We start from the raw sequence: 18,921 nt of genomic DNA, 5'->3' as shown, positions 1-18,921 counted from the left end.
TTAAACTTCAATTTTTATGGGAACCGATAGGGAAAACGGAAGTCTCTACACCAAAATAGACGGAAAGGTAGCAACGGTTGAATTTGGTCACCCGGCCGGTAATTCGTTTACGGCAGAACTCCTGAATAGATTGGTCAAAGAACTCGATCAGCTTTCAAATAATGATGCTATTACAGTAATTGTATTAAAATCAGAGGGAGAACGCGCCTTTTGTGGCGGGGCTTCTTTTGATGAACTGCTGGCGGTTTCCAATTTGGAAGAGGGTAAAGTTTTTTTTAGCGGTTTTGCCCATGTAATCAATGCCATGCGAACCTGTAAGAAGGTAATTATCGGTAGAGTGCAGGGCAAGACAGTTGGTGGTGGTTTGGGCCTGGCGGCTGCTTGTGATTACGTGTACGCCAATGAGGCAGCGGCCATAAGGTTATCAGAACTTTCCATAGGGATTGCCCCTTTGGTGATTGCCCCGGCGGTAGAACGTAAAATTGGAACCGCCGCCCTATCAGAACTTTCATTGGCCCCAACCGAATGGAAAAGTGCCTATTGGGCCCAGGAAAAGGGGCTATTTTCAAAGGTGTTCGATAGTTTAAAGGAATTGGACAAGGAGCTGGATTTCTTTACAAACAAATTAGCGGGGTACAACCCGGAAGCCCTTTACGAGTGGAAGAAAATGTTGTGGAACCATACCGACCATTGGGACAATCTGTTGGTGGATAGAGCGGCCATTACCGGAAAATTGGTACTTTCCGATTTTACAAAAGAGGCATTAAACAAATTTAAAAAATAGACAATGGCAGAGTATTTAAGTGGAAACCTAATATTTTTAATTTTGGCCGTGGTAGTCGTGGTCGTTTATGTTATCAACAGAATCCGAGGAAATAAAAAGTTCAAAAGGTAATAAGTTAGGGTTACCATCGTTCTTCCATAAAAACATACCTAATGGACATTCTTACCTTCCTGAACGGAGACCTTATTTTTCCCCTACTCGCCCTCTTTGTAGTGGTAATTTATTTTTTTAACAGAGTTCGCGCACGGCGTAAGTACAAGCGTTAAGTTTTGGTCTCTGTGTATTTAATGCTAATTTAAAATTGTAACTCCCTTATATTGCTATATTTGGTAACCACCAAACCGCAATAACATGAGAGTCTTACCATTATTCCTGTTTTCCTTCTTTTTAATCATCAGTTGTACCGAAAAAGAGACGCCCAAAGCCAAACCTCAAAAATGGTTCAAGGGCAATTTGCATACCCATTCCTATTGGAGTGATGGAGATGAATTCCCCGAGGTAATTTTAGACTGGTATAAGAATCACGATTATCAATTTTTGGCCCTGTCAGACCATAATACCATGGCTAGGGAAGAAAAATGGATTGACATTCGGGAAGATTCCGTCTATCAAGAGGCATTTCAATCATATTTAAAAAATTATGGAGAAGATTGGGTCGACTATAAAATTGATTCGGGAACTACCAGGGTAAAGCTAAAAACCTTTAAAGAATACAGTGAGTATGCCCAATTGGCCGGTGAATTTTTGGTAATCCCCTCTGAGGAAATTACCGATAGGTTTGAGGACAAGCATATTCACATGAATGTTACGAACATTCAGGAAATGATCAGTCCAAAAGGTGGAAATAGTGTTTTGGAAACCATGCAAAATAACTTGGACCAAGTGCTGGAGCAACGCCAACGTACAGGTGTGCCTATGATTCCGCATATCAATCACCCCAACTTTTACTACAGTATTGATTTGGACGATATGAAGGCCCTAAATGGAGAACGGTTCTTTGAGGTATACAATGGTCATCCTGTGGTGCATAATATGGGCGATTCCGTTCATATCTCTACCGAAGAAATGTGGGATTTGATAAATATCGATTATCTCGAGAATAATAAACCGTTGATGTATGGCTTGGCAACGGACGATTCGCATAGCTATCACCACATCGGGAACAAGTGGAGCAATGCCGGAAGAGGCTGGATCATGGTGCAATCAGATACGCTTTCCGCTACTAGCTTAATTGAGGCCATGGAGGCGGGTCATTTTTATGCCAGTACGGGCGTAACGCTAAAGACGGCCGCCATGGATGCTAATGTCCTTACCGTAGAAGTTGACGCGGAACCCAATGTAGATTATGAAATCACATTTGTTGGGTGTGATAAAGGCAACTCTGAAACCAAAGTTCTGCAAACGGTAAAGGGAACCACCGCTTCCTTTGAGTTGGATGAAGATTTATTATTTGTTCGTTCAAAGATTGTATCTACCAAAAAACAAGAAAACCCCATTGAGGAACTGTTTTTTGAAATGGCATGGACGCAGCCCGTACAGTTTAGGGAATAATTTACTGCGTCTTTAACCAGCCAGTAATGCTCAAACGCTCGCGGTTGGCAGGTTTTACTTCGTGTTCCAGTACGCGGCTTTCGAAAATAACCGCCCTTCCCGGAAATGGATAGATGCTTAGGGGCTTTTCGGCTCCGGCGCCATCTTTTAGATAAAGAACCAATTCACCGCCATGTTCCGCTTGCCAGTCGTTTTCATTCAGGTAACAAACAATGGAAAGCTTTCTTCGGTCATCATTTTGGAAGGCATCTAAATGTCTTTTGTAAAACTTACCTTCTGGATAGAGGGCGTAGTGAAATTCCTTCCTAAAAATACCTAAATAGCAGGTGCGGTTTAGGTACTGTACCATATCGTTTATCCTACTAAAAAATAACTGTTGTGGACCGTTGGCTGTAGTTTCGTCCATCCAAAGAATAAAATCTCCCCTAATACCACTTTTAATGACCTCATTGGTGCGGTTGCCAATGGCTGCTTTTTTAAATTGGTCGTCCTCATATTGCCAAAGCAAATCGTTTCGCAAAAGCTTAACGGTAGATGCCGATAAAAAATTATCCATTACGCTATAACCTTTTTCAAGCACATCTGTAATGATGGTTTCGTAAGTGGCGTCTGCCAATGTAATTGGCTGACCAAGAGGTTCTTTCACTCGTTCAGTTTTAAAAAAATCGGGCAAATGTAATCTAAAAATCAATTGGTTTTTGAAAATCTCTACCTTTGCCGAACAAAATGTTTTTATGGCCAATATTAGGATTACCAAACAATTTAATTTTGAAACGGGACATGCGCTCTATGGGTACGATGGAAAGTGCAGAAATGTACATGGGCACAGTTATAAGCTCTCAGTTACGGTCATAGGTCAGCCAATCACAGATTCTTCAAACGTTAAATGGGGTATGGTCATTGACTTTGGTGATCTTAAAAAGATTGTTAAGGAAGAGATTGTAGACAAGTTCGATCATGCTACGGTCTTCAATAAGAATACCCCTCATGTTGAATTGGCCAATGAATTGATCAGTAGGGGACACAATGTTATCTTGGCGGAATACCAGCCTACCAGTGAGAATATGGTCATTGATTTTGCTAAGAAAATAGGAGACAGGTTACCAGATAACATTAAACTACACTCCTTAAAGCTTCAGGAAACGGATACTTCCTATGCGGAGTGGTATGCTAGTGATAATTCCTAAAACCAAGTTTATCTCACTAATATTTATATTTGCCCCAGTATGACAACGTTAGACCTTCCACGGGGCAAAAAAGTATACTTTTCAAGTGACAACCATTTGGGGGCACCCACTATGGAACAAAGTATGCCTCGAGAAAAGAAGTTTGTGGCCTGGTTGGATGCAATTAAAGAGGATGCCGGGGTTATTTTTTTGTTAGGCGACCTGTTCGATTTTTGGATGGAATACAAAACGGTGGTGCCCAAAGGTTTTACCCGTACCCTAGGGAAACTGGCGGAAATCTCCGATGCCGGAATCCCCATTTATTTCTTTGTGGGCAATCATGATCTGTGGATGAACGGTTATTTTGAGGAAGAGCTGGGTATTCCCGTTTTTCATAAACCGCAGCAGTTCAACATCAATGGCACTACGTTCTTTATTGGTCATGGTGACGGTCTCGGGCCCGATGACAAAGGCTTTAAACGTATGAAGAAGGTCTTTACCAACCCCATCGCCCAGTGGTTCTTTCGTTGGTTGCACCCTGATATTGGCGTGCGTTTGGCAAAACATTTATCAGTGAGCAATAAACTGATTTCAGGTGATGACGATGCCAATTTTTTAGGGGAAGAGAAAGAATGGTTGGTACTCTACGCCAAAAGAAAGCTGGAAACCCAACACTACGATCATTTTATTTTTGGTCACCGGCACTTGCCTTTGGAAATTGATCTTAACGAAAAATCAAAATACACCAATTTAGGCGACTGGGTAAATTACTACACCTATGCCGTTTTTGACGGAGAGAACTTAAGCCTAGAAAAGTTTGAGGCTGATAGTCTTTCAGCATAAAAGCTTCAATATCGTATGCTTTTGTTCCGTTTAAGAGATGGTATTTTAATTTTATATATCTCATTATTAAAACTTTATTACAATATTTCCGTTTGAGCATTATGGGGACGGATTTTGATATACCACTAAAATGTAATTACTTTGTACAAACTTTTTGGTTATGGAAGCATCAATTATCAAAATTGGGAACTCTAAAGGACTTCGGTTAAGTAAAACGATTTTAGAGAAGTACAATATCAAGGACAAGGTGGAATTAATTCTTGAAAAAGGCCAGATAATTTTAAAACCCATTGACACTCCTCGAAAGAATTGGGAAGCCGCTTTTAAGCAAATGAACGATGCGGGAGATGATGATTTGTTGATGGGCGATGTTTTTGAGGATGAAACCTTAGAGGAATGGAATTAGACCAATACGAAATCGTTCTGGTAAACCTAGACCCAACCATTGGTAGTGAGATTAAGAAAACAAGACCGTACGTAATTATTTCTCCCAATGAAATGAACAAATACCTGAAAACCATTGTGCTTGCTCCGATGACCACCAATCTTAAAAAGTACCCTACGAGGGTCTCGGTAAATCATAATGGTAAAAAAGGAATGATTGCTGTCGACCAAATTAGAACGGTGGATAAGGCTAGAGTGATTAAAATACTAGGGAAACTTACCAAAGCGGAAGTAAGTCGGTGCAAAGCTATTATCAAAGAAACCTTTGTAGATTAGGCGTAAATTTTATTTCTCTTTCTCGTGTTCCTCAATATCTTTTGATAAATCGAGTCTTCTAAAAGTAGGCGAAATGAATGCCGTGGCACTCACCGTCAAAAGGGTCATACAGCCACCAAAAACAACGGCCGTTACTGTGCCCATCAATTTGGCGGTAAGTCCGCTTTCAAAAGCGCCCAATTCATTGGAGGACCCCACAAACATAGAATTTACAGAAGCCACTCTACCGCGCATATGATCCGGAGTTTTTAGCTGAAGAATGGTTTGTCTAATAATCATCGAAACCCCGTCAACGGCACCACTTACGAAAAGGGCAGCTACCGATAGCCAAAAATAGGTGGATAGACCAAAGACAATCATACAAATTCCGAATGCGAAGACGGCCAAAAGCAATTTTTTTCCCGCATTTTTATGTAAAGGAAAGCGAGTAGAGCCTAGCATAGTAATAGCCGCCCCTACGGCGGGTGCGGCACGAAGAATACCAAAGCCTTCGGAGCCTACATGCAAAATGTCTTGCGCATAAACCGGTAGTAGGGCAACGGCTCCCCCAAATAGTACGGCAATCATATCCAAAGTCAAGGCACCTAAAATCGCCTTTGTGCTAAAAACAAACCGCAAACCTTCCTTTAAACTTTGGAGTACGGGTTCTCCAATTTTAGGATTGAGAATGGGTTTTCTTTTGATTTGGGAAAGGCTGATCAGCGCAAGTACCGAAAATCCAAAAATTAGGCACATGGACCAATGTACTCCCATCCAACTGATGGAAAATCCCGCCAAGGCCGGACCTAGAACAGCGGCCAATTGCCAAGTGGTACTGCTCCAAGTGGCTGCATTGGGGTAAATCTTTTTGGGTACGATCAAGGCAATTAAAGAGAAGATGGTGGGACCTATAAAAGCGCGAACTACTCCGCCTAAAAATACCAATCCATATATACTATAAAGAATCACCTGTTGAGAAAGGTGAAGCTCAATGGAAGGCCAACTTAACAGAAACAATCCCAAACTAATAATGGAAAACCCAAAAATGCACTTGACCAACAAATTCCGCTTTTCTTTTTGGTCTACTACATGGCCGGCAAAAAGAGCCGTGGAAACTGCGGGAATTACCTCCATCAGACCTATGATTCCCAAAGAAAGTGGGTCCTTGGTCATGGAATACACCTGCCACTCGATAACGATAAATTGCATGGACCAAGCAAAAACCATGGCAAAACGGACCAATAAAAAAATGTTGAATTCTTTGTAACGAAGTGCTGCGTATGGATCCATAATCGCTAGTTGCGTATGAAATAAGGGGCAAAGGTATCAACTCTGTACGAGGATTGTCCAAAAGAACCTAAGAAATATGCTTGCTAAACATAAAAACTCAAAACCGACCGTTAAGTCGGAAATATAGTTGCATTTATTCCCTTGTTTTAATGAGGCTATCGATAAACGGAAGTTTTTCAATCTTAAAGTGGCCGAAAGCCAAGCGTTGAAGTTTGTGGAAAATTAAATCCGACCGATCGGTTGGTAACTGTAGATTTCACTAGTGAATAAAAGCTTGCTTTAAGAGAACTTTTAAGGAGCTTAATACATCATTAGTAGCATCCGTGAGGCTACTGGCCGATATGGTGGCGCCGGCAATGCCGTCAATAGTTTCACCATAGGTGATTTCGACTTCAGGCGTAAGGCCTACGAATTTGATCAACCATCGCTGGCTTCCTATTTGGCGGCCGTAGTTTTCTCTATAGATTAGTACCTTCGACTTTTTTATGCTCCAATCAGCATTAAACATTAAAATATACTCAAACTCCTTTTTCATACTCGGGGCGGTTCCTACGTAAGCATACCCAAGCAAGCCGGAATCTCCTTCAACCTTAAAAAAACGTTCGCCACTAAAATCAGCCTTGGTTTGTGCATTGAGTTCCTTTGGCACGGAAATGAAAACGGTCTCAAAGGTTTCCGTACCAAAAGTTCCCTTAATGGCATTATGTATTTTTTCTTGTAATCTGGTGTCCGTTTGAGCCGGAGATAAGGCCAGATTACTAGCCAAAATCAGAAGATAAATAGTATAAAGTAGAACCGTCCTATTTACCACTTGCTTTGGTTTCTTCGTTTTGGGTAATGAACTGATCAATGAGGGCTGAAATTTCCTTTTTATTAGCTTCTTTGCCTTCCAACTCATAGAATTTCATAAACATGGGCTGACCATCAACTTTCTTTAAAAGAGTTAAATCGCCCTTGCGGTCATATGCTTTATCCCAAGCACTTCTTGCTTTTGACCAGAATTTTTCGTGATTGTCCCACCATTTTTCAGCAACGGCGCAGTCTTTATCGGCTACTTTAGTATAGATATTGTACCCTTTCTCCTGTGCGAGCAAAACGTCTTCCTCGCCGTCTTTTCTGATAATCTTGTCATTGTCTTGCTCGTGAATCCAACCTGTTTTGGTAATCTCTTGCCGATTTCCACGGCGCATCACATTATAGTCATCCCGTTTGCTGTATTCGCGTCTTGGTAAGGGAGAATCACTAGCGTTTTCCCAGTAATGCTTCCCGTCAAAATGAACCCATGTTGCAGAACCGCTGTATCTGGGGCTATCATCTACTTGATATACTTTTTGGGTCCACTGCCCTTTTACTTCATCCTCAGGAAGTTCAGAAAATACCCAATTATTGTCCTTGTCGTAATGAAAAACCTTTTCGTTCTCGTAGATCCAATCTTGCCTCCAGTGTTTTATGACCATGGTATCGTGGACTACAAGTATGTGTTGGATAGATAATTTATTAGGCTCATCTTCAATCAATAGCGCCAGTTCCTTTCCGTAGGCAGTATAGTCATGATGTTTTTCATAATCAATTTCTGGAGCAAAGGTTTCCGTGTATTTAAAAGTGATGTCGTAGCAACCACACATGGCCTTAATGGCATCAATATCCTGCTGTTTTTTGTCTTGGGCAAAAATCACTACAGAAGTGAGCACGCATAGGGTTAAGAGAAGGTTCTTAGTTTTCATAGTCGATTGTGTTTGTCAAATTCTGAAAGCAAAAATATTAAATTTATTTAGATTGATTTAAAATAACTAATATATTTGCCAAAATAATTATTAAGAACAATTCTAAATAAATGCGGATTTATCCACTGCTCTTTCTTTGCCTTTCACCTTTTATCCTTTGGAGTCAAGAGGAAGTTCAATTTTCGGATTCTACTAGAATTACAGAACTGGACGAAGTTGTTTTAACAGGAGAAAGCAAGGTTTTATCCGTGAGTAAGAAGTTGTTTCGCGTAGAGACTATCGATAGCGATGACATAAAACAATTGGCGGGTAACACTTTGGCCGATGTGCTGAACCAAAATCTCAACATTACCGTAACCCCTAATCCTTCCACCGGAAGAAGTACCATCAGTATGTTCGGGCTCGATGGTCAGTATGTCAAAATCTTATTGGATGGGATTCCACTTGCCAGCGATAATGGAATGGGTAATAACATAGATATTACCCAAATAAACCTTGAGGAAGTAGAGCGAATAGAAATTGTGGAGGGTGCTATGGGCGTATTGTATGGTGATAATGCGGTGGCCGGGGTCATCAACATTGTTTCTAAAAGCGGCCTAAAAGGTAATAAATGGGCCATTAGAACTTCTTTACAAGAAGAATCTGTGGGTTCCGAATATGCTTGGACCAGCCAAGGCAGACACATTCAGAACTTTAGGTTGAGCCACCAATTGTTCGATGCTACCCAGATATCCGGCGGGATTTCTAGAAATGATTATGCGGGTTTTTTCAATGATTTTAAAGGCCAGAATTATGTAAATATACAAGGCGGTACAGTAGTAAATGATGGTTTGCGCGGTATGGAATGGAACCCAAAAGAACAACTGACCACTTTTGTAGATGTGAGACAGAAAGTGGGCAAACACACTTTTTATTTGAAGTCGCAATACTTTGATGAAGAGCTTACTATTTACAATCACTTGGTCAACGGAAGGCTAAATAGCAACGGGGAACCGAATCCTACTGCCAATGATCAGCTTTTTAATACCCACCGCTGGGTGAATAATTTAAATATAGCGGGAAGCTTTTTGGGCCCGACCACGTACAACCTGTCCCTCTCCTATCAAAATCAAAAAAGATATGTACAAGAATACACCTATAACATTTTACAACAAGGTATCGAGGCGTATACGTTGGACCAATTGAACCAATCGAGCGATGTTTACTTTTCTAAAGGAACAATCAATAATATACTGGCAAAATCAAAGCGTTTTAACTTATTGACCGGTTATGAAGTTAGTTATCAGAGGGGTTTTGATGCACTGGCTTCCGGTAATTATTCTACCAATACCTCTACAAACACCTTGGAGAATTATGATCTGTTTGCCCATTTAGATGTGTTGCTTTCAGACCGGCTTTCGGTGTATCCGGGTATGAGGGTTACCAATAATTCACAGTTTGGTAATCAGTTGATATGGTCTTTTTCCTCCAATTATGACTTAGAGAACAACTTGAAGCTCAAGGCTATTTTCGGTTCTGCGTTTCGAGCACCCAATTTTGAGGAATTCTTCTACTACTTCGTTGATAGCAACCATAACGTTCAGGGCAACCCCGATTTGCAGCCCGAAGACGGTATTTCCATCTTTCTGAATGCCGATAAAAAATGGATGCACAGTAATGACAATGCACTTCTTTCGAGTGCCTTCAGGTCCTTCTACTTTAATTTGAAGGATAAGATCGCCCTCGTAGGAGATGATTCAGGCGATGTACCCAGATTTCTTTTTAACAATGTAAACAAACAACAAATTCTTGGTTTTTCCCTCAATCACAATTTAAGAGTGAAACGCTTGCAATTAGGACTGGGGGCGACCTATTTGGGTGAATCACTTACTTTAAGCGATTCCGGAAATGGGGAAAACTCCGATTATGTGTGGAGTCTCAACCTGAATTCCAATGTTTTCTATGAAATACCCAGATGGAATACCACCCTTTCCGCCCAATTAAAGTACACGGGCAGAGCTTTATCTATTGTAAGTACTGATGATAACGGAATGGAATTGGATCGCACCGACGCCTTTACTTGGTTAGACACTACCGCCCATATCGATATTAGTCCGCAATTTGATCTCACTTTTGGCGTGCGTAATTTAATGGATATTGTAAGTGTAGATGCATCCAATGTTTCAACTGGTGCCCATGGGGTTACCGGATCCGATTCCCAGCTTTTTGGCAACGGGCGCTCTTATTTTCTAAAACTATCATACCTATTAACCTTTAATTGATAACACACCTATTATGAAAAAATTACTTTATTCAACCTTTATAACCTGCTTTTTGGTGCTTGCCTCATGTAGTGATGATGATGGGGGAGGCGATTTAATTGATTTCTCAACCTCCTTTAGCAGTGAAACCGTTGGTCTTTCCGAAAGCGAAACGAGTAAGACCATCAGTATTACCTTTTCCCGTGCGGCTACGGAAGCCGGAACCATTACCGTAGATTTTACGGGCAACAATGCCGAATATGGCACGGATTTCACAACTTCCCCGGGAGCTACATCCAGTAGTCTGACTATTCCTGTTTCCGTTGGCCAAACCAGTGCTACCTTTGATTTGAACAAGCTTACAGATCCCCTTGAAGGTACCACGGCCTCGGTATCATTTACCATTTCTGCTGCAATTGGTACGGATTGGGTAATTGGTAACCCGGCAGCATCAGTGGTGAGTTTTACCCCTGTAGCTGCGTCAAGTGGTACCCTAGAACCAGAGGTAGGCGGACCTAACCAGCCAAATATGGTATTCTTGGATTTGAGCACACAACAACAAGTATCCGCAAGACGTGATTCTTGGGAGATAGCTTTTTATAATGGAACCGAAAACAGGGTGTTTTTGAACCCTGCCCTATTGGTTTCCGCTGCTGAATTGGAAGGGATCACCGATTTGAATGTCGTAAGTTCAGTTCTGGAATTTGAAGAATCCATGAATTTCTATACCCTAAACACAACAACTTTTCAGCCAGAAGAAGTTGAGGTGACCAACGTAGAAGAGCTTCTGATTGGCTTGCCCGTTGGCTATTCACAATATGGAAATCTAGCAGAGGGAATTAAGTTTACGGATGATAAAGAGGGTTCTTTGGAGGGTACCGCCTTTGGCGAAATTTCAACTACGGCTGAAGAGAACAATGTGTTCATTGTAGGTTTAGGTGCTGAAATTCCCAATACGACCCCTGATGCCGGGGCAATTGCTACTACAGGTGACCATCGCGGATTTATGAAAGTTCGCATCTTGACGGACGGAGATAATTATATCGTTCAGTATGCCGAATTGGATGCTACTACCTTTGAGGAAGTAACCATCGCCAAAGATGTATCAAAACTAAAAACAGCCTTTAGTTTGACATCTGGAGAAACGGTTGATGTAGAGCCTGCCAGGGAGGCATGGGATATTCAGTTTCCATCAGTATATAGCTATTATGGTCCCTTTGGTGGATTTGCAGGTGCAGGACTCACCTATTCCGATTATGTGACCCACAATACTTTGGGTGGTGTTGGTCTTTATCAAGTACTTTCTTACGAAGTTGATGGAGAGGGTGTACGTACCGATTATGATGTGCCCAGTTATGCAGAGTTTACCTTAGAGGATGCCGATGACAGCGCTTTTGTGTATGATGATAGGGCCGTTATTGGTAGTGATTGGAGGGTTTCCGGGTTTGGAGGCACCCCTTCCGTAAAAGATGATAGGTACTACATTGTCAAGGATGCCAGTGGTAATGTATATAAATTGAGATTTACTGCGGTGTTGAGCGCTAATGGAGAAAGAGGGTATCCGCAGTTTGTTTACGAGAAACTTTAGAGACCTTAGGTCCAACAAGGACCACTTTTATAATGAAGGTGCTCGTAACGTTGTTTTCGGGCATTTTCTATTTTAGGGATTATACCTTGATCTACACCATTTAAGCGAAGCGATCTTATATCGAAATAAAGAAACTCAAATTATCTATTGTTGATGAAAATGTTTAAGAATTGCCCCTTACTTAATATCCCTTAATTTCAGTTGAAGACTAACATTTCCCTGCCATTCATTTTCATCTAAGGAAAAAGTGGCACTAAAGGGTTGTTGGTTGGCAATCAAACCCACTTTGTCGCCTAAATTAAAACCAATACCCCCAATGGGTGTGCTTCCATTTTGCGTAACCGTTACTTTTAAATGGGCCTCGTTTTCCCCAACACCCTTTCCCCAACCGGTATCCCTTAAATTTTCCGCCATAAAGACAGGGGTCATATTTCCGGGGCCAAATGGGGCAAATTGTTTGAGAATACGCATCAACTTGGGCGTGATTTGTTCCAGTTCTATAGGCGCATCCACTAAAATTTCTGGAGTTAATAGCTGTGGATCGATGGTTTCTTGAACCACTTTTTCAAATTGTTCCTTAAAATTGTCAAATTGCTCTTCCAATAGAGTGAGTCCTGCTGCATATTTATGCCCCCCAAACTGTTCAATACAATCGGAACAACCTTGCAAGGCATTGTACACATCAAAACCCTTTACCGAACGTGCCGAAGCGGCTAGTTTGTTTCCACTTTTGGTAAAGACCAAGGTGGGACGGTAATAGGTTTCCGTCAATCGCGAGGCTACTATCCCTATAACCCCTTTGTGCCATGATTCTTTATAAACGACGGAAGTAAAACGTTCTTCCTCATTATTATCCAGAATTTGCTGAAGTGCCTCCTCCGTAATTTCTTGGTCCAGACCACGTCGATCGGTATTAAACTGTTCTATTTCCGCAGCAAAGGCGGTGGCTTGCTCCACGTCGGTTTCACGTAATAGGTTGACCGCATGCTGGCCGTGTTCCATTCTACCAGCCGCATTGATTCTGGGAGCAATGATAAAAACTACATCGGTAATGGTCAGCTCGGTTTTTTTAACCTGTGCGATGATGGCCTTGAATCCTGTTCTGGGGTTGGAATTAATCACTTTTAGTCCGTAGTAGGCCAGTACCCTGTTTTCTCCGGTAATGGGCACGATATCAGCACCAATGGCCGTGGCCACCAAGTCTAAATAGGGGATGAGGTCATCAATGGTTTCCCCTTGTCGAGAAGCCAAGGCTTGCACAAGTTTAAACCCTACGCCACAACCGCACAGTTCGTCATACGGGTAGTTGCAGTCATCACGCTTGGGGTCTAGTACCGCTATCGCATCCGGAAGCTGATCTCCAGGCCTGTGGTGATCTCCGATAATAAAATCGATATTTTTTTCTTGGGCGTATTTAACTTTGTCAATCGCCTTTACTCCACAATCCAGCGCAATGATGAGTGAAAAACCATTGTCGTGCGCAAAATCGATTCCCTGAAAGGACACTCCATACCCTTCGGTATATCTATCGGGTATATAAGTAGCAATGTTGGGGTAAATGGTTTGTAAATAGGAAGAAACCAACGCTACGGCCGTAGTTCCATCTACATCATAATCCCCATAAATAAGGATGTTTTCATTGTTGGAAATGGCTTTCTCAATTCGGGAAACGGCCACATCCATGTCTTTCATCAAAAAAGGGTCATGTAAATCCGAAAGTTGGGGGCGAAAGAATTTTTTGGCTTCTTCATAAGTGGACACCCCACGCTGCAGCAGAAGATGCGCCACCAAATCATCTACCTTAAGGGCCTTGGAAAGGGCGTCTATCTTTTGTTGTTCCGGTTTGGGTTTTATGGTCCAGCGCATGGGAAAAATTAAAGTTCAAGAAGCAAGACTAAAGTTCAAGTCTTAATAATCGAGTTTAAGTTCAATTCTAAAAGTTCTCGTGGTCTATTATTTGTTTTAGATGATGGTGGCTATGATTTTTTTAACTGTTCAACTTCGTCGAATATTTATTCTCTTTAGGAGGTATTACCGTAACGGATTTTATTCAAAATTTTAAGGTTTACCCTAGATTCTTTCAACTCTTTTAAGGAGATACTTGCCTTGAAGATATCATCTCTGACAGTATTTGTTCCCGGGGCTTCACCAAAATTTAGAGCGGAACTCCCACCCGAGCGCAACAACTGATTTCCGTAATAGTCGCCCGTAAAATCCTATGGCAATTCACTACAAAAGATAGCAATATCAGCAGCAAAATTTACCAACCTATCCTTTAAATCATATTTTTTGTCCTCTGGCACTAGCGATTAGAACTTAAAACTTGAACTTTAAATTTGATTTTTAAACATGATGAAAAATAGTCTTAATTTCCATTTTAGCAAATTGTCGGAACATTTCCATAACACCACAGTATTTTTCTACGGAAAGATCCACCGCGCGTTGTAATTTTTTCTCCGCTAGGTTGGAGCCATGAAAGTGGTATTCAACTACGACCGAATCATAAAACTTTGGATGCTCATCTGTTAAGTTGGCAATGGTTTCAATATGAAAATCATCTACATCCAACTTCATCTTTTTGATAAGTGCTGCCACATCAAGTCCAGAACATCCTGCGAGCCCAGAGAGCATAAGGGCCTTAGGCCTTAGTCCTTTTTCTTCTCCGCCATCATCCGGACTTGCATCTATGTTAAGGGTTAAACCGGATGGGTTGGTGCTTTCAAAAGCCATTTTTCCTAACCACTTAGTGGTAATATGATTTGTGCTGGGCATAATTTTTTCGTTATTTGTTCAACTACAAAAGTAACTTAAACTATAGACTTTATGGCCCTTGTAACTCCCCTTGATCCCGACCATGATTTGGAAACCAAGCAATTAGCGGAATTCTTTAACGAAACCTTGGGCTTTTGTCCCAATTCGGTATTGACCATGCAGCACAGACCCGCTATTTCAAAGGCCTTTATAAATCTTAATAAGGCCGTGATGGCGAACGAAGGCAAGGTCACTTCCGCCCTAAAACGAATGATTGCCTGGGTAAGTAGCAATGCTACTGGATGCCGATACTGTCAGGCGCATGCCATTAGGGCCGCCGAACGCTATGGAGCGGAACAGGGGCAACTGGATAATATTTGGGAATATAGAACGCACCCGGCTTTTTCGGAGGCGGAGAGGGCGGCGTTGGACTTTTCCCTAGCGGCATCACAAGTGCCCAACGCGGTGAACAAAGAAATTAAAGACCGACTCTATCAATACTGGAACCAGGGAGAAATTGTTGAGATGTTAGGTGTTATCTCGTTATTTGGATATCTCAACCGTTGGAACGACTCTATGGGAACGACTATAGAAGACGGCGCCATAGAAAGCGGTAATCAATATTTAGGCAAACACGGTTGGGAAAAAGGAAAACATGATGGGAGTGTTTACTAGCCAAACGACAATGCAATAGATTTAATTCTCAAAATCAAGCAGTTAAATTTTTGCACAAATAGAAATAAAAGTATAATTTCGTTGTATCAATACCTCCCGGACCTCTCAACGATGTGCACTTTTGGGAGGTTTTTTGTTTTTTCTTTATGTCTAAAGAGATTTATAATAAACTTCCCAAAACTTTTAATAATCAAGTACAACTCTTAAAGCAAAGGGGTTTAACCATTGAAAATGAGAGAAAAGCTGAACGAATACTTACGTATGTAAGCTACAATCGCTTAAGTAATTATTGGTTCCCTATGTTAAAAGTACCAAAGGAAGATGAAATCTTTAAAGAAGGATCATCATTTGAAACAATCTTTAGGCTTTACCAGTTTGATAGTGAGTTAAGAGCTGTTACCTTTCAGGCAATAGAACAAATTGAAATATCTATACGGACCCAGGTTATTTATCATTTTTCCCATCAATATGATTCAGGTTTCTGGTATGAGAAAGTGGAAGCTTTTTCAGAATATCCTAATTATATTCAGTTTCTATCAAAAATGACTAAAGCTGTTAAAAGTACTAAACAAGAATTTATTCTTAAGTATCAAAGAAAGTACAGTCAGTTTTTACCGCCCTCTTGGAAATCCTTTGAGTTATTGACTTTTACTGATCTTCTTTCGATTTTAAAAAATATTAAGAACAAAAAAGATATAATACCAATCGCTAAAAGTCTGGGGTTACATCATAGCTTGTTAATTTCATGGGTGGAGAGTTTCATCTATATCCGTAATATTATTGCTCATCATGGTCGCTTATGGAATATCATTTTAACAATAAAACCTGAATGGTTAAAGTCGCCAAAAGGAAAATGGGTAAATAAATGGGAAAATAACTATGATTCTGACGGTCAAACAATGATGAGAGTTGATAAAAATGATAAAATTTTAAAATTGTATTCTTCACTTTGTTCGATTCTCTATTGTCTTCAGTTTATAAATCCCTATCATAAATACAAAGAAAGATTGATTGAACTATTTGAAAAATATCCTGAAGTTGATTTATATCATATGGGATTTCCCAGTGATTGGAAAGATCAGGATTTGTGGAAGTAAATTGCCCAAAGGCTAGAAAAGTTAATTAACCAGTTTTCAAAATAGCTTCAATTCTATACTTCAACTCCGGCAACACTTCACTTTCAAACCATGGATTTTTAGCCATCCAAAAACGGTTGACAGGCGAAGGGTGCGGTAACGGAAAATAGTGTGGTAAGAAATCCTTATATGAAGAAACATTCTCGGTAAGGTTTTTTTTGGAGATGGTTTTTAAATACCTGTCTTGAGCGTATTTACCGATGAGTAAGGTCAGTTTCACATTTTGTAAGTGACCCCAGAAGGGTTCATGCCAAAGGGGGGCGCATTCTTTTCGTGGCGGTAAATCTCCTGTTTTTCCTTTGCCAGGATAGCAGAAACCCATGGGTAAAATGGCAAAATTATTAGGGTTGTAAAATTCCTCGTCCGTAACACCCAACCACTCCCGTAGTTTTTTGCCGCTGGGATCGTCCCATGCTTTATGGTGGTTATGTGCTTTTCGGCCAGGGGCCTGGCTTACCAAAATAATTTTTGATTTTGAGGTGCCCGCTATTATGGGTCTAGGACCCATAGGTAAATGCTCGCTGCAAACCGTACAATCACGAATTTCGGAAAGCAACTTTTGCATCAATATTATTTTTTCTTTAACGGAAATCGGTCAAAATGGACTCCTCCAAAACCTGTTTTCATAAAATTTCTAATATTCTGGTGTCCCTTGCCCTTAGGGTCTTCAAGCACATCGTCAAAATAAAAACCACCAAAACAAGCCAAGGTTTCTTCTTTACTTAAATTTTGGTCGTAAGCAAAGGCCAATAACTTACATGACCCGGAATTTTCGTCTGCTTTATTGGTCAATTCCCCGTTTTTAAACGAGGTAGGCTCAAAATAATAGTTTGCCTCAATAACCGCCATGGTATCCCTGAATTCCACCGTTTCAGGCGATTCTTTTAACTTTTTTAAAAATTCTTCTATTTGCATGGTCTATTTTTTACCCTCCACTACGATTACAATTTCGCCTTTGGGAGGTTTTTCGGTATAATGTTCCATAATTTCTTGTAAACTGCCCCTGACTGTTTCCTCGTATAGCTTGGTCAATTCTCGTGATACGGAAGCATTTCTGTCGGCACCCAAATATTCGGCTAAATGCCCCAGCGTTTTTACCAATTTATAGGGAGATTCATAGAAAATCATGGTTCTGTTTTCTTCGGCTAAAATTTTTAATCGAGTTTGTCTTCCTTTTTTGGGAGGGAGAAAGCCTTCAAAAACAAATTTGTCATTGGGGAGACCACTATTGACCAAAGCGGGCACAAAGGCCGTTGCTCCTGGCAAGCACTCTACCTCAATGTTATTTTCTACACAGGCACGGGTCAATAAAAATCCTGGATCGGATATTGCCGGTGTGCCTGCATCAGAAATTAGGGCAATGGTTTCACCGCCTTGCAAGCGTTTTACCAATTGATCCAATGTTTTATGCTCATTGTGCATATGGTGGCTTTGCATGGGACTGGCAATTTCAAAGTGTTGAAGCAACTTTCCGCTTGTTCGGGTGTCTTCTGCCAAAATAAGATTTACTTCCTTTAGTACACGAATGGCCCTAAGGGTCATATCCTCTAAATTACCAATAGGGGTAGGAACCAAGTAAAGTTTTCCCATGTTCATAGTTTTGGCAATAATAAATAAAAAAGACCGGAACCCCTATTGATTTGGACTTCCGGCCTTACTATTTTTTTGTTGGTGGTTTTAACTAAAACGCCTTTCGATCAATTGCATAAAACGCTCAACATATTCCTCTTTTCCGTTCCAATGGTTATAATCTGGTTTTACCATGTTTTCTATAAATGAAACAGAACGTTCGTGGCTGTCAATAGTGTTTAATTGTGAGAGCACCCGGTTATAGTCTTCTGTACTTCCTTCAAACAGATGCTTTACAAAGGCTAAACGATTATTGAGGTCCACCTTTATTTCTTTGGTGTTGAACCTGTCATTTAGGGATTTCGCCAGATTTTCCTGTTTTGATGTGGTTTCCGCCGGGGGCATAAACAATTCCTTGTCATTTTTCATATAATCTGGTTGCGAAAGGAACTCCTCCAAAACGTTATCCACAGGCTTTTCTTTGATTAGAGGCACTTCTTCGCCGTTGGGCATCTCTGAAACTATATCTTTTATGGTGTCCATACCGGGAATCATGATATCCTCTTCATGCGGATTGTTTTCTGGAACGGAAGAATTGGCACTAAGGACGGCCGTGGCCATTTTCTCAAACTTATCCGCAATGACGTTCTTAGAAACATCAATTTCTACATCCTTTAATTTTTCTTCTATGAATTTTAGGACAGCCAGTTTTTCATAGAGGTCTTTGGCCGCCCTGTAGAGATCATCTAAATCGCTCATGTCCCGGCTTGTGATGATATCCGTGGACAACTTTCGTAATTCTTCTTTTAATTTTCTCTTCATCGGTCAAATTTTTTAAGCCCTATTTTACAGGAATGCTATTTACAAAGTTGCTAACTTTAGGCTTTCAACTAAACATACGTTTT

21 protein-coding genes are annotated in these 18,921 nt (G+C 40.8%); 10 read left to right on the top strand and 11 right to left on the bottom strand.

Features of this window, described 5'->3' with window-relative positions; genetic code table 11:
• Positions 1-16: 16 nt before the first annotated feature.
• Together BIZ36_RS04995 and BIZ36_RS04990 are read left to right on the top strand one after the other, a co-directional pair.
• Complete coding sequence (locus BIZ36_RS04995) at positions 17-784, top strand: enoyl-CoA hydratase/isomerase family protein (RefSeq protein ID WP_187456766.1); 768 nt, start codon at positions 17-19, stop codon at positions 782-784.
• Positions 785-1,135: 351 nt separating this feature from the next.
• Positions 1,136-2,335, top strand: coding sequence for a CehA/McbA family metallohydrolase domain-containing protein (locus BIZ36_RS04990; protein WP_187456765.1), 1,200 nt, complete (start codon positions 1,136-1,138; stop codon positions 2,333-2,335).
• Position 2,336: 1 nt separating this feature from the next.
• On the opposite strand, the gene BIZ36_RS04985 is transcribed toward BIZ36_RS04990, so the two are convergent.
• On the bottom strand, positions 2,337-2,981 hold the full coding sequence (locus BIZ36_RS04985; protein ID WP_353616816.1) for a 2OG-Fe(II) oxygenase: 645 nt from the start codon (positions 2,979-2,981) through the stop codon (positions 2,337-2,339).
• A gap of 52 nt (positions 2,982-3,033) precedes the next feature.
• On the opposite strand from BIZ36_RS04985, the gene BIZ36_RS04980 reads away from it, so the two are divergent.
• The 4 genes from BIZ36_RS04980 (at position 3,034) to BIZ36_RS04965 (ending at position 5,064) form a co-directional block, all read left to right on the top strand.
• Positions 3,034-3,522, top strand: a complete 489-nt coding sequence (locus BIZ36_RS04980) for a 6-pyruvoyl trahydropterin synthase family protein (RefSeq protein ID WP_286174591.1) — start codon at positions 3,034-3,036, stop codon at positions 3,520-3,522.
• A gap of 39 nt (positions 3,523-3,561) precedes the next feature.
• Positions 3,562-4,344: a UDP-2,3-diacylglucosamine diphosphatase gene (locus BIZ36_RS04975; protein ID WP_187456764.1), complete on the top strand. Its 783-nt coding sequence runs from the start codon at positions 3,562-3,564 to the stop codon at positions 4,342-4,344.
• Between the two features lie 160 nt (positions 4,345-4,504).
• Entirely contained in the window at positions 4,505-4,750 is a 246-nt protein-coding gene (locus tag BIZ36_RS04970; RefSeq protein ID WP_187456763.1) for an AbrB/MazE/SpoVT family DNA-binding domain-containing protein, read from the top strand.
• Positions 4,741-5,064: a type II toxin-antitoxin system PemK/MazF family toxin gene (locus BIZ36_RS04965; protein ID WP_187456762.1), complete on the top strand. Its 324-nt coding sequence runs from the start codon at positions 4,741-4,743 to the stop codon at positions 5,062-5,064. Before BIZ36_RS04970 ends, BIZ36_RS04965 begins: the two co-directional genes overlap by 10 nt.
• Positions 5,065-5,073: 9 nt before the next feature.
• Here the strand turns inward: BIZ36_RS04965 and BIZ36_RS04960 are convergent, their stop codons facing one another.
• The 3 genes from BIZ36_RS04960 to BIZ36_RS04950 all read right to left on the bottom strand — a co-directional run bounded on the left by BIZ36_RS04960 (position 5,074) and on the right by BIZ36_RS04950 (position 8,057).
• A complete protein-coding gene (locus BIZ36_RS04960) occupies positions 5,074-6,333 on the bottom strand; it encodes an MFS transporter (protein WP_187456761.1) in 1,260 nt (419 codons plus the stop codon).
• A gap of 259 nt (positions 6,334-6,592) precedes the next feature.
• Positions 6,593-7,099 carry an FMN-binding protein gene (locus BIZ36_RS04955; protein WP_187456760.1) on the bottom strand — a complete coding sequence of 169 codons (507 nt, stop codon included), beginning with the start codon at positions 7,097-7,099 and terminating at the stop codon, positions 6,593-6,595.
• A gap of 34 nt (positions 7,100-7,133) precedes the next feature.
• Positions 7,134-8,057: a DUF6607 family protein gene (locus tag BIZ36_RS04950; protein ID WP_187456759.1), complete on the bottom strand. Its 924-nt coding sequence runs from the start codon at positions 8,055-8,057 to the stop codon at positions 7,134-7,136.
• 110 nt (positions 8,058-8,167) lie between these two features.
• Here BIZ36_RS04950 and BIZ36_RS04945 point away from each other — a divergent pair, with 110 nt between their 5' ends.
• Positions 8,168-10,318 (top strand): TonB-dependent receptor plug domain-containing protein, encoded by a 2,151-nt coding sequence (locus BIZ36_RS04945; RefSeq protein WP_187456758.1) that lies wholly within the window; start codon positions 8,168-8,170, stop codon positions 10,316-10,318.
• 13 nt (positions 10,319-10,331) lie between these two features.
• Positions 10,332-11,885 (top strand): HmuY family protein, encoded by a 1,554-nt coding sequence (locus BIZ36_RS04940; RefSeq protein WP_187456757.1) that lies wholly within the window; start codon positions 10,332-10,334, stop codon positions 11,883-11,885.
• 177 nt (positions 11,886-12,062) lie between these two features.
• On the opposite strand, the gene recJ is transcribed toward BIZ36_RS04940, so the two are convergent.
• The 3 genes from recJ to BIZ36_RS04925 form a co-directional block, all read right to left on the bottom strand.
• Positions 12,063-13,751, bottom strand: a complete 1,689-nt coding sequence (gene recJ, locus BIZ36_RS04935; RefSeq protein ID WP_187456756.1) for a single-stranded-DNA-specific exonuclease RecJ — start codon at positions 13,749-13,751, stop codon at positions 12,063-12,065.
• Positions 13,752-13,906: 155 nt separating this feature from the next.
• Positions 13,907-14,068 carry a four helix bundle protein gene (locus tag BIZ36_RS21285; RefSeq protein WP_353616819.1) on the bottom strand — a complete coding sequence of 54 codons (162 nt, stop codon included), beginning with the start codon at positions 14,066-14,068 and terminating at the stop codon, positions 13,907-13,909.
• A gap of 160 nt (positions 14,069-14,228) precedes the next feature.
• A complete protein-coding gene (locus BIZ36_RS04925; RefSeq protein ID WP_187456755.1) occupies positions 14,229-14,657 on the bottom strand; it encodes an OsmC family protein in 429 nt (142 codons plus the stop codon).
• Between the two features lie 51 nt (positions 14,658-14,708).
• On the opposite strand from BIZ36_RS04925, the gene BIZ36_RS04920 reads away from it, so the two are divergent.
• Positions 14,709-15,311, top strand: coding sequence for a carboxymuconolactone decarboxylase family protein (locus BIZ36_RS04920; RefSeq protein WP_187456754.1), 603 nt, complete (start codon positions 14,709-14,711; stop codon positions 15,309-15,311).
• A 146-nt stretch (positions 15,312-15,457) separates the two neighbouring features.
• On the top strand, positions 15,458-16,408 hold the full coding sequence (locus BIZ36_RS04915) for an Abi family protein (protein WP_187456753.1): 951 nt from the start codon (positions 15,458-15,460) through the stop codon (positions 16,406-16,408).
• Between the two features lie 25 nt (positions 16,409-16,433).
• Here BIZ36_RS04915 and BIZ36_RS04910 read toward each other — a convergent pair whose 3' ends face one another.
• The 4 genes from BIZ36_RS04910 to BIZ36_RS04895 form a co-directional block, all read right to left on the bottom strand.
• A complete protein-coding gene (locus tag BIZ36_RS04910; RefSeq protein WP_187456752.1) occupies positions 16,434-17,012 on the bottom strand; it encodes a uracil-DNA glycosylase family protein in 579 nt (192 codons plus the stop codon).
• A 5-nt stretch (positions 17,013-17,017) separates the two neighbouring features.
• Entirely contained in the window at positions 17,018-17,362 is a 345-nt protein-coding gene (locus tag BIZ36_RS04905; protein ID WP_187456751.1) for a HopJ type III effector protein, read from the bottom strand.
• 3 nt (positions 17,363-17,365) lie between these two features.
• Positions 17,366-18,037: a 16S rRNA (cytidine(1402)-2'-O)-methyltransferase gene (gene rsmI, locus BIZ36_RS04900; protein WP_187456750.1), complete on the bottom strand. Its 672-nt coding sequence runs from the start codon at positions 18,035-18,037 to the stop codon at positions 17,366-17,368.
• 87 nt (positions 18,038-18,124) lie between these two features.
• Positions 18,125-18,838 carry a DUF8457 domain-containing protein gene (locus BIZ36_RS04895; protein ID WP_187456749.1) on the bottom strand — a complete coding sequence of 238 codons (714 nt, stop codon included), beginning with the start codon at positions 18,836-18,838 and terminating at the stop codon, positions 18,125-18,127.
• Between the last annotated feature and the right edge of the window lie 83 nt (positions 18,839-18,921).

The sequence above is a fragment of the Cytophaga sp. FL35 genome, from assembly GCF_014349235.1.
Taxonomy (GTDB): domain Bacteria; phylum Bacteroidota; class Bacteroidia; order Flavobacteriales; family Flavobacteriaceae; genus Euzebyella.
This window is presented reverse-complemented; position numbering and strand designations above follow the sequence as displayed.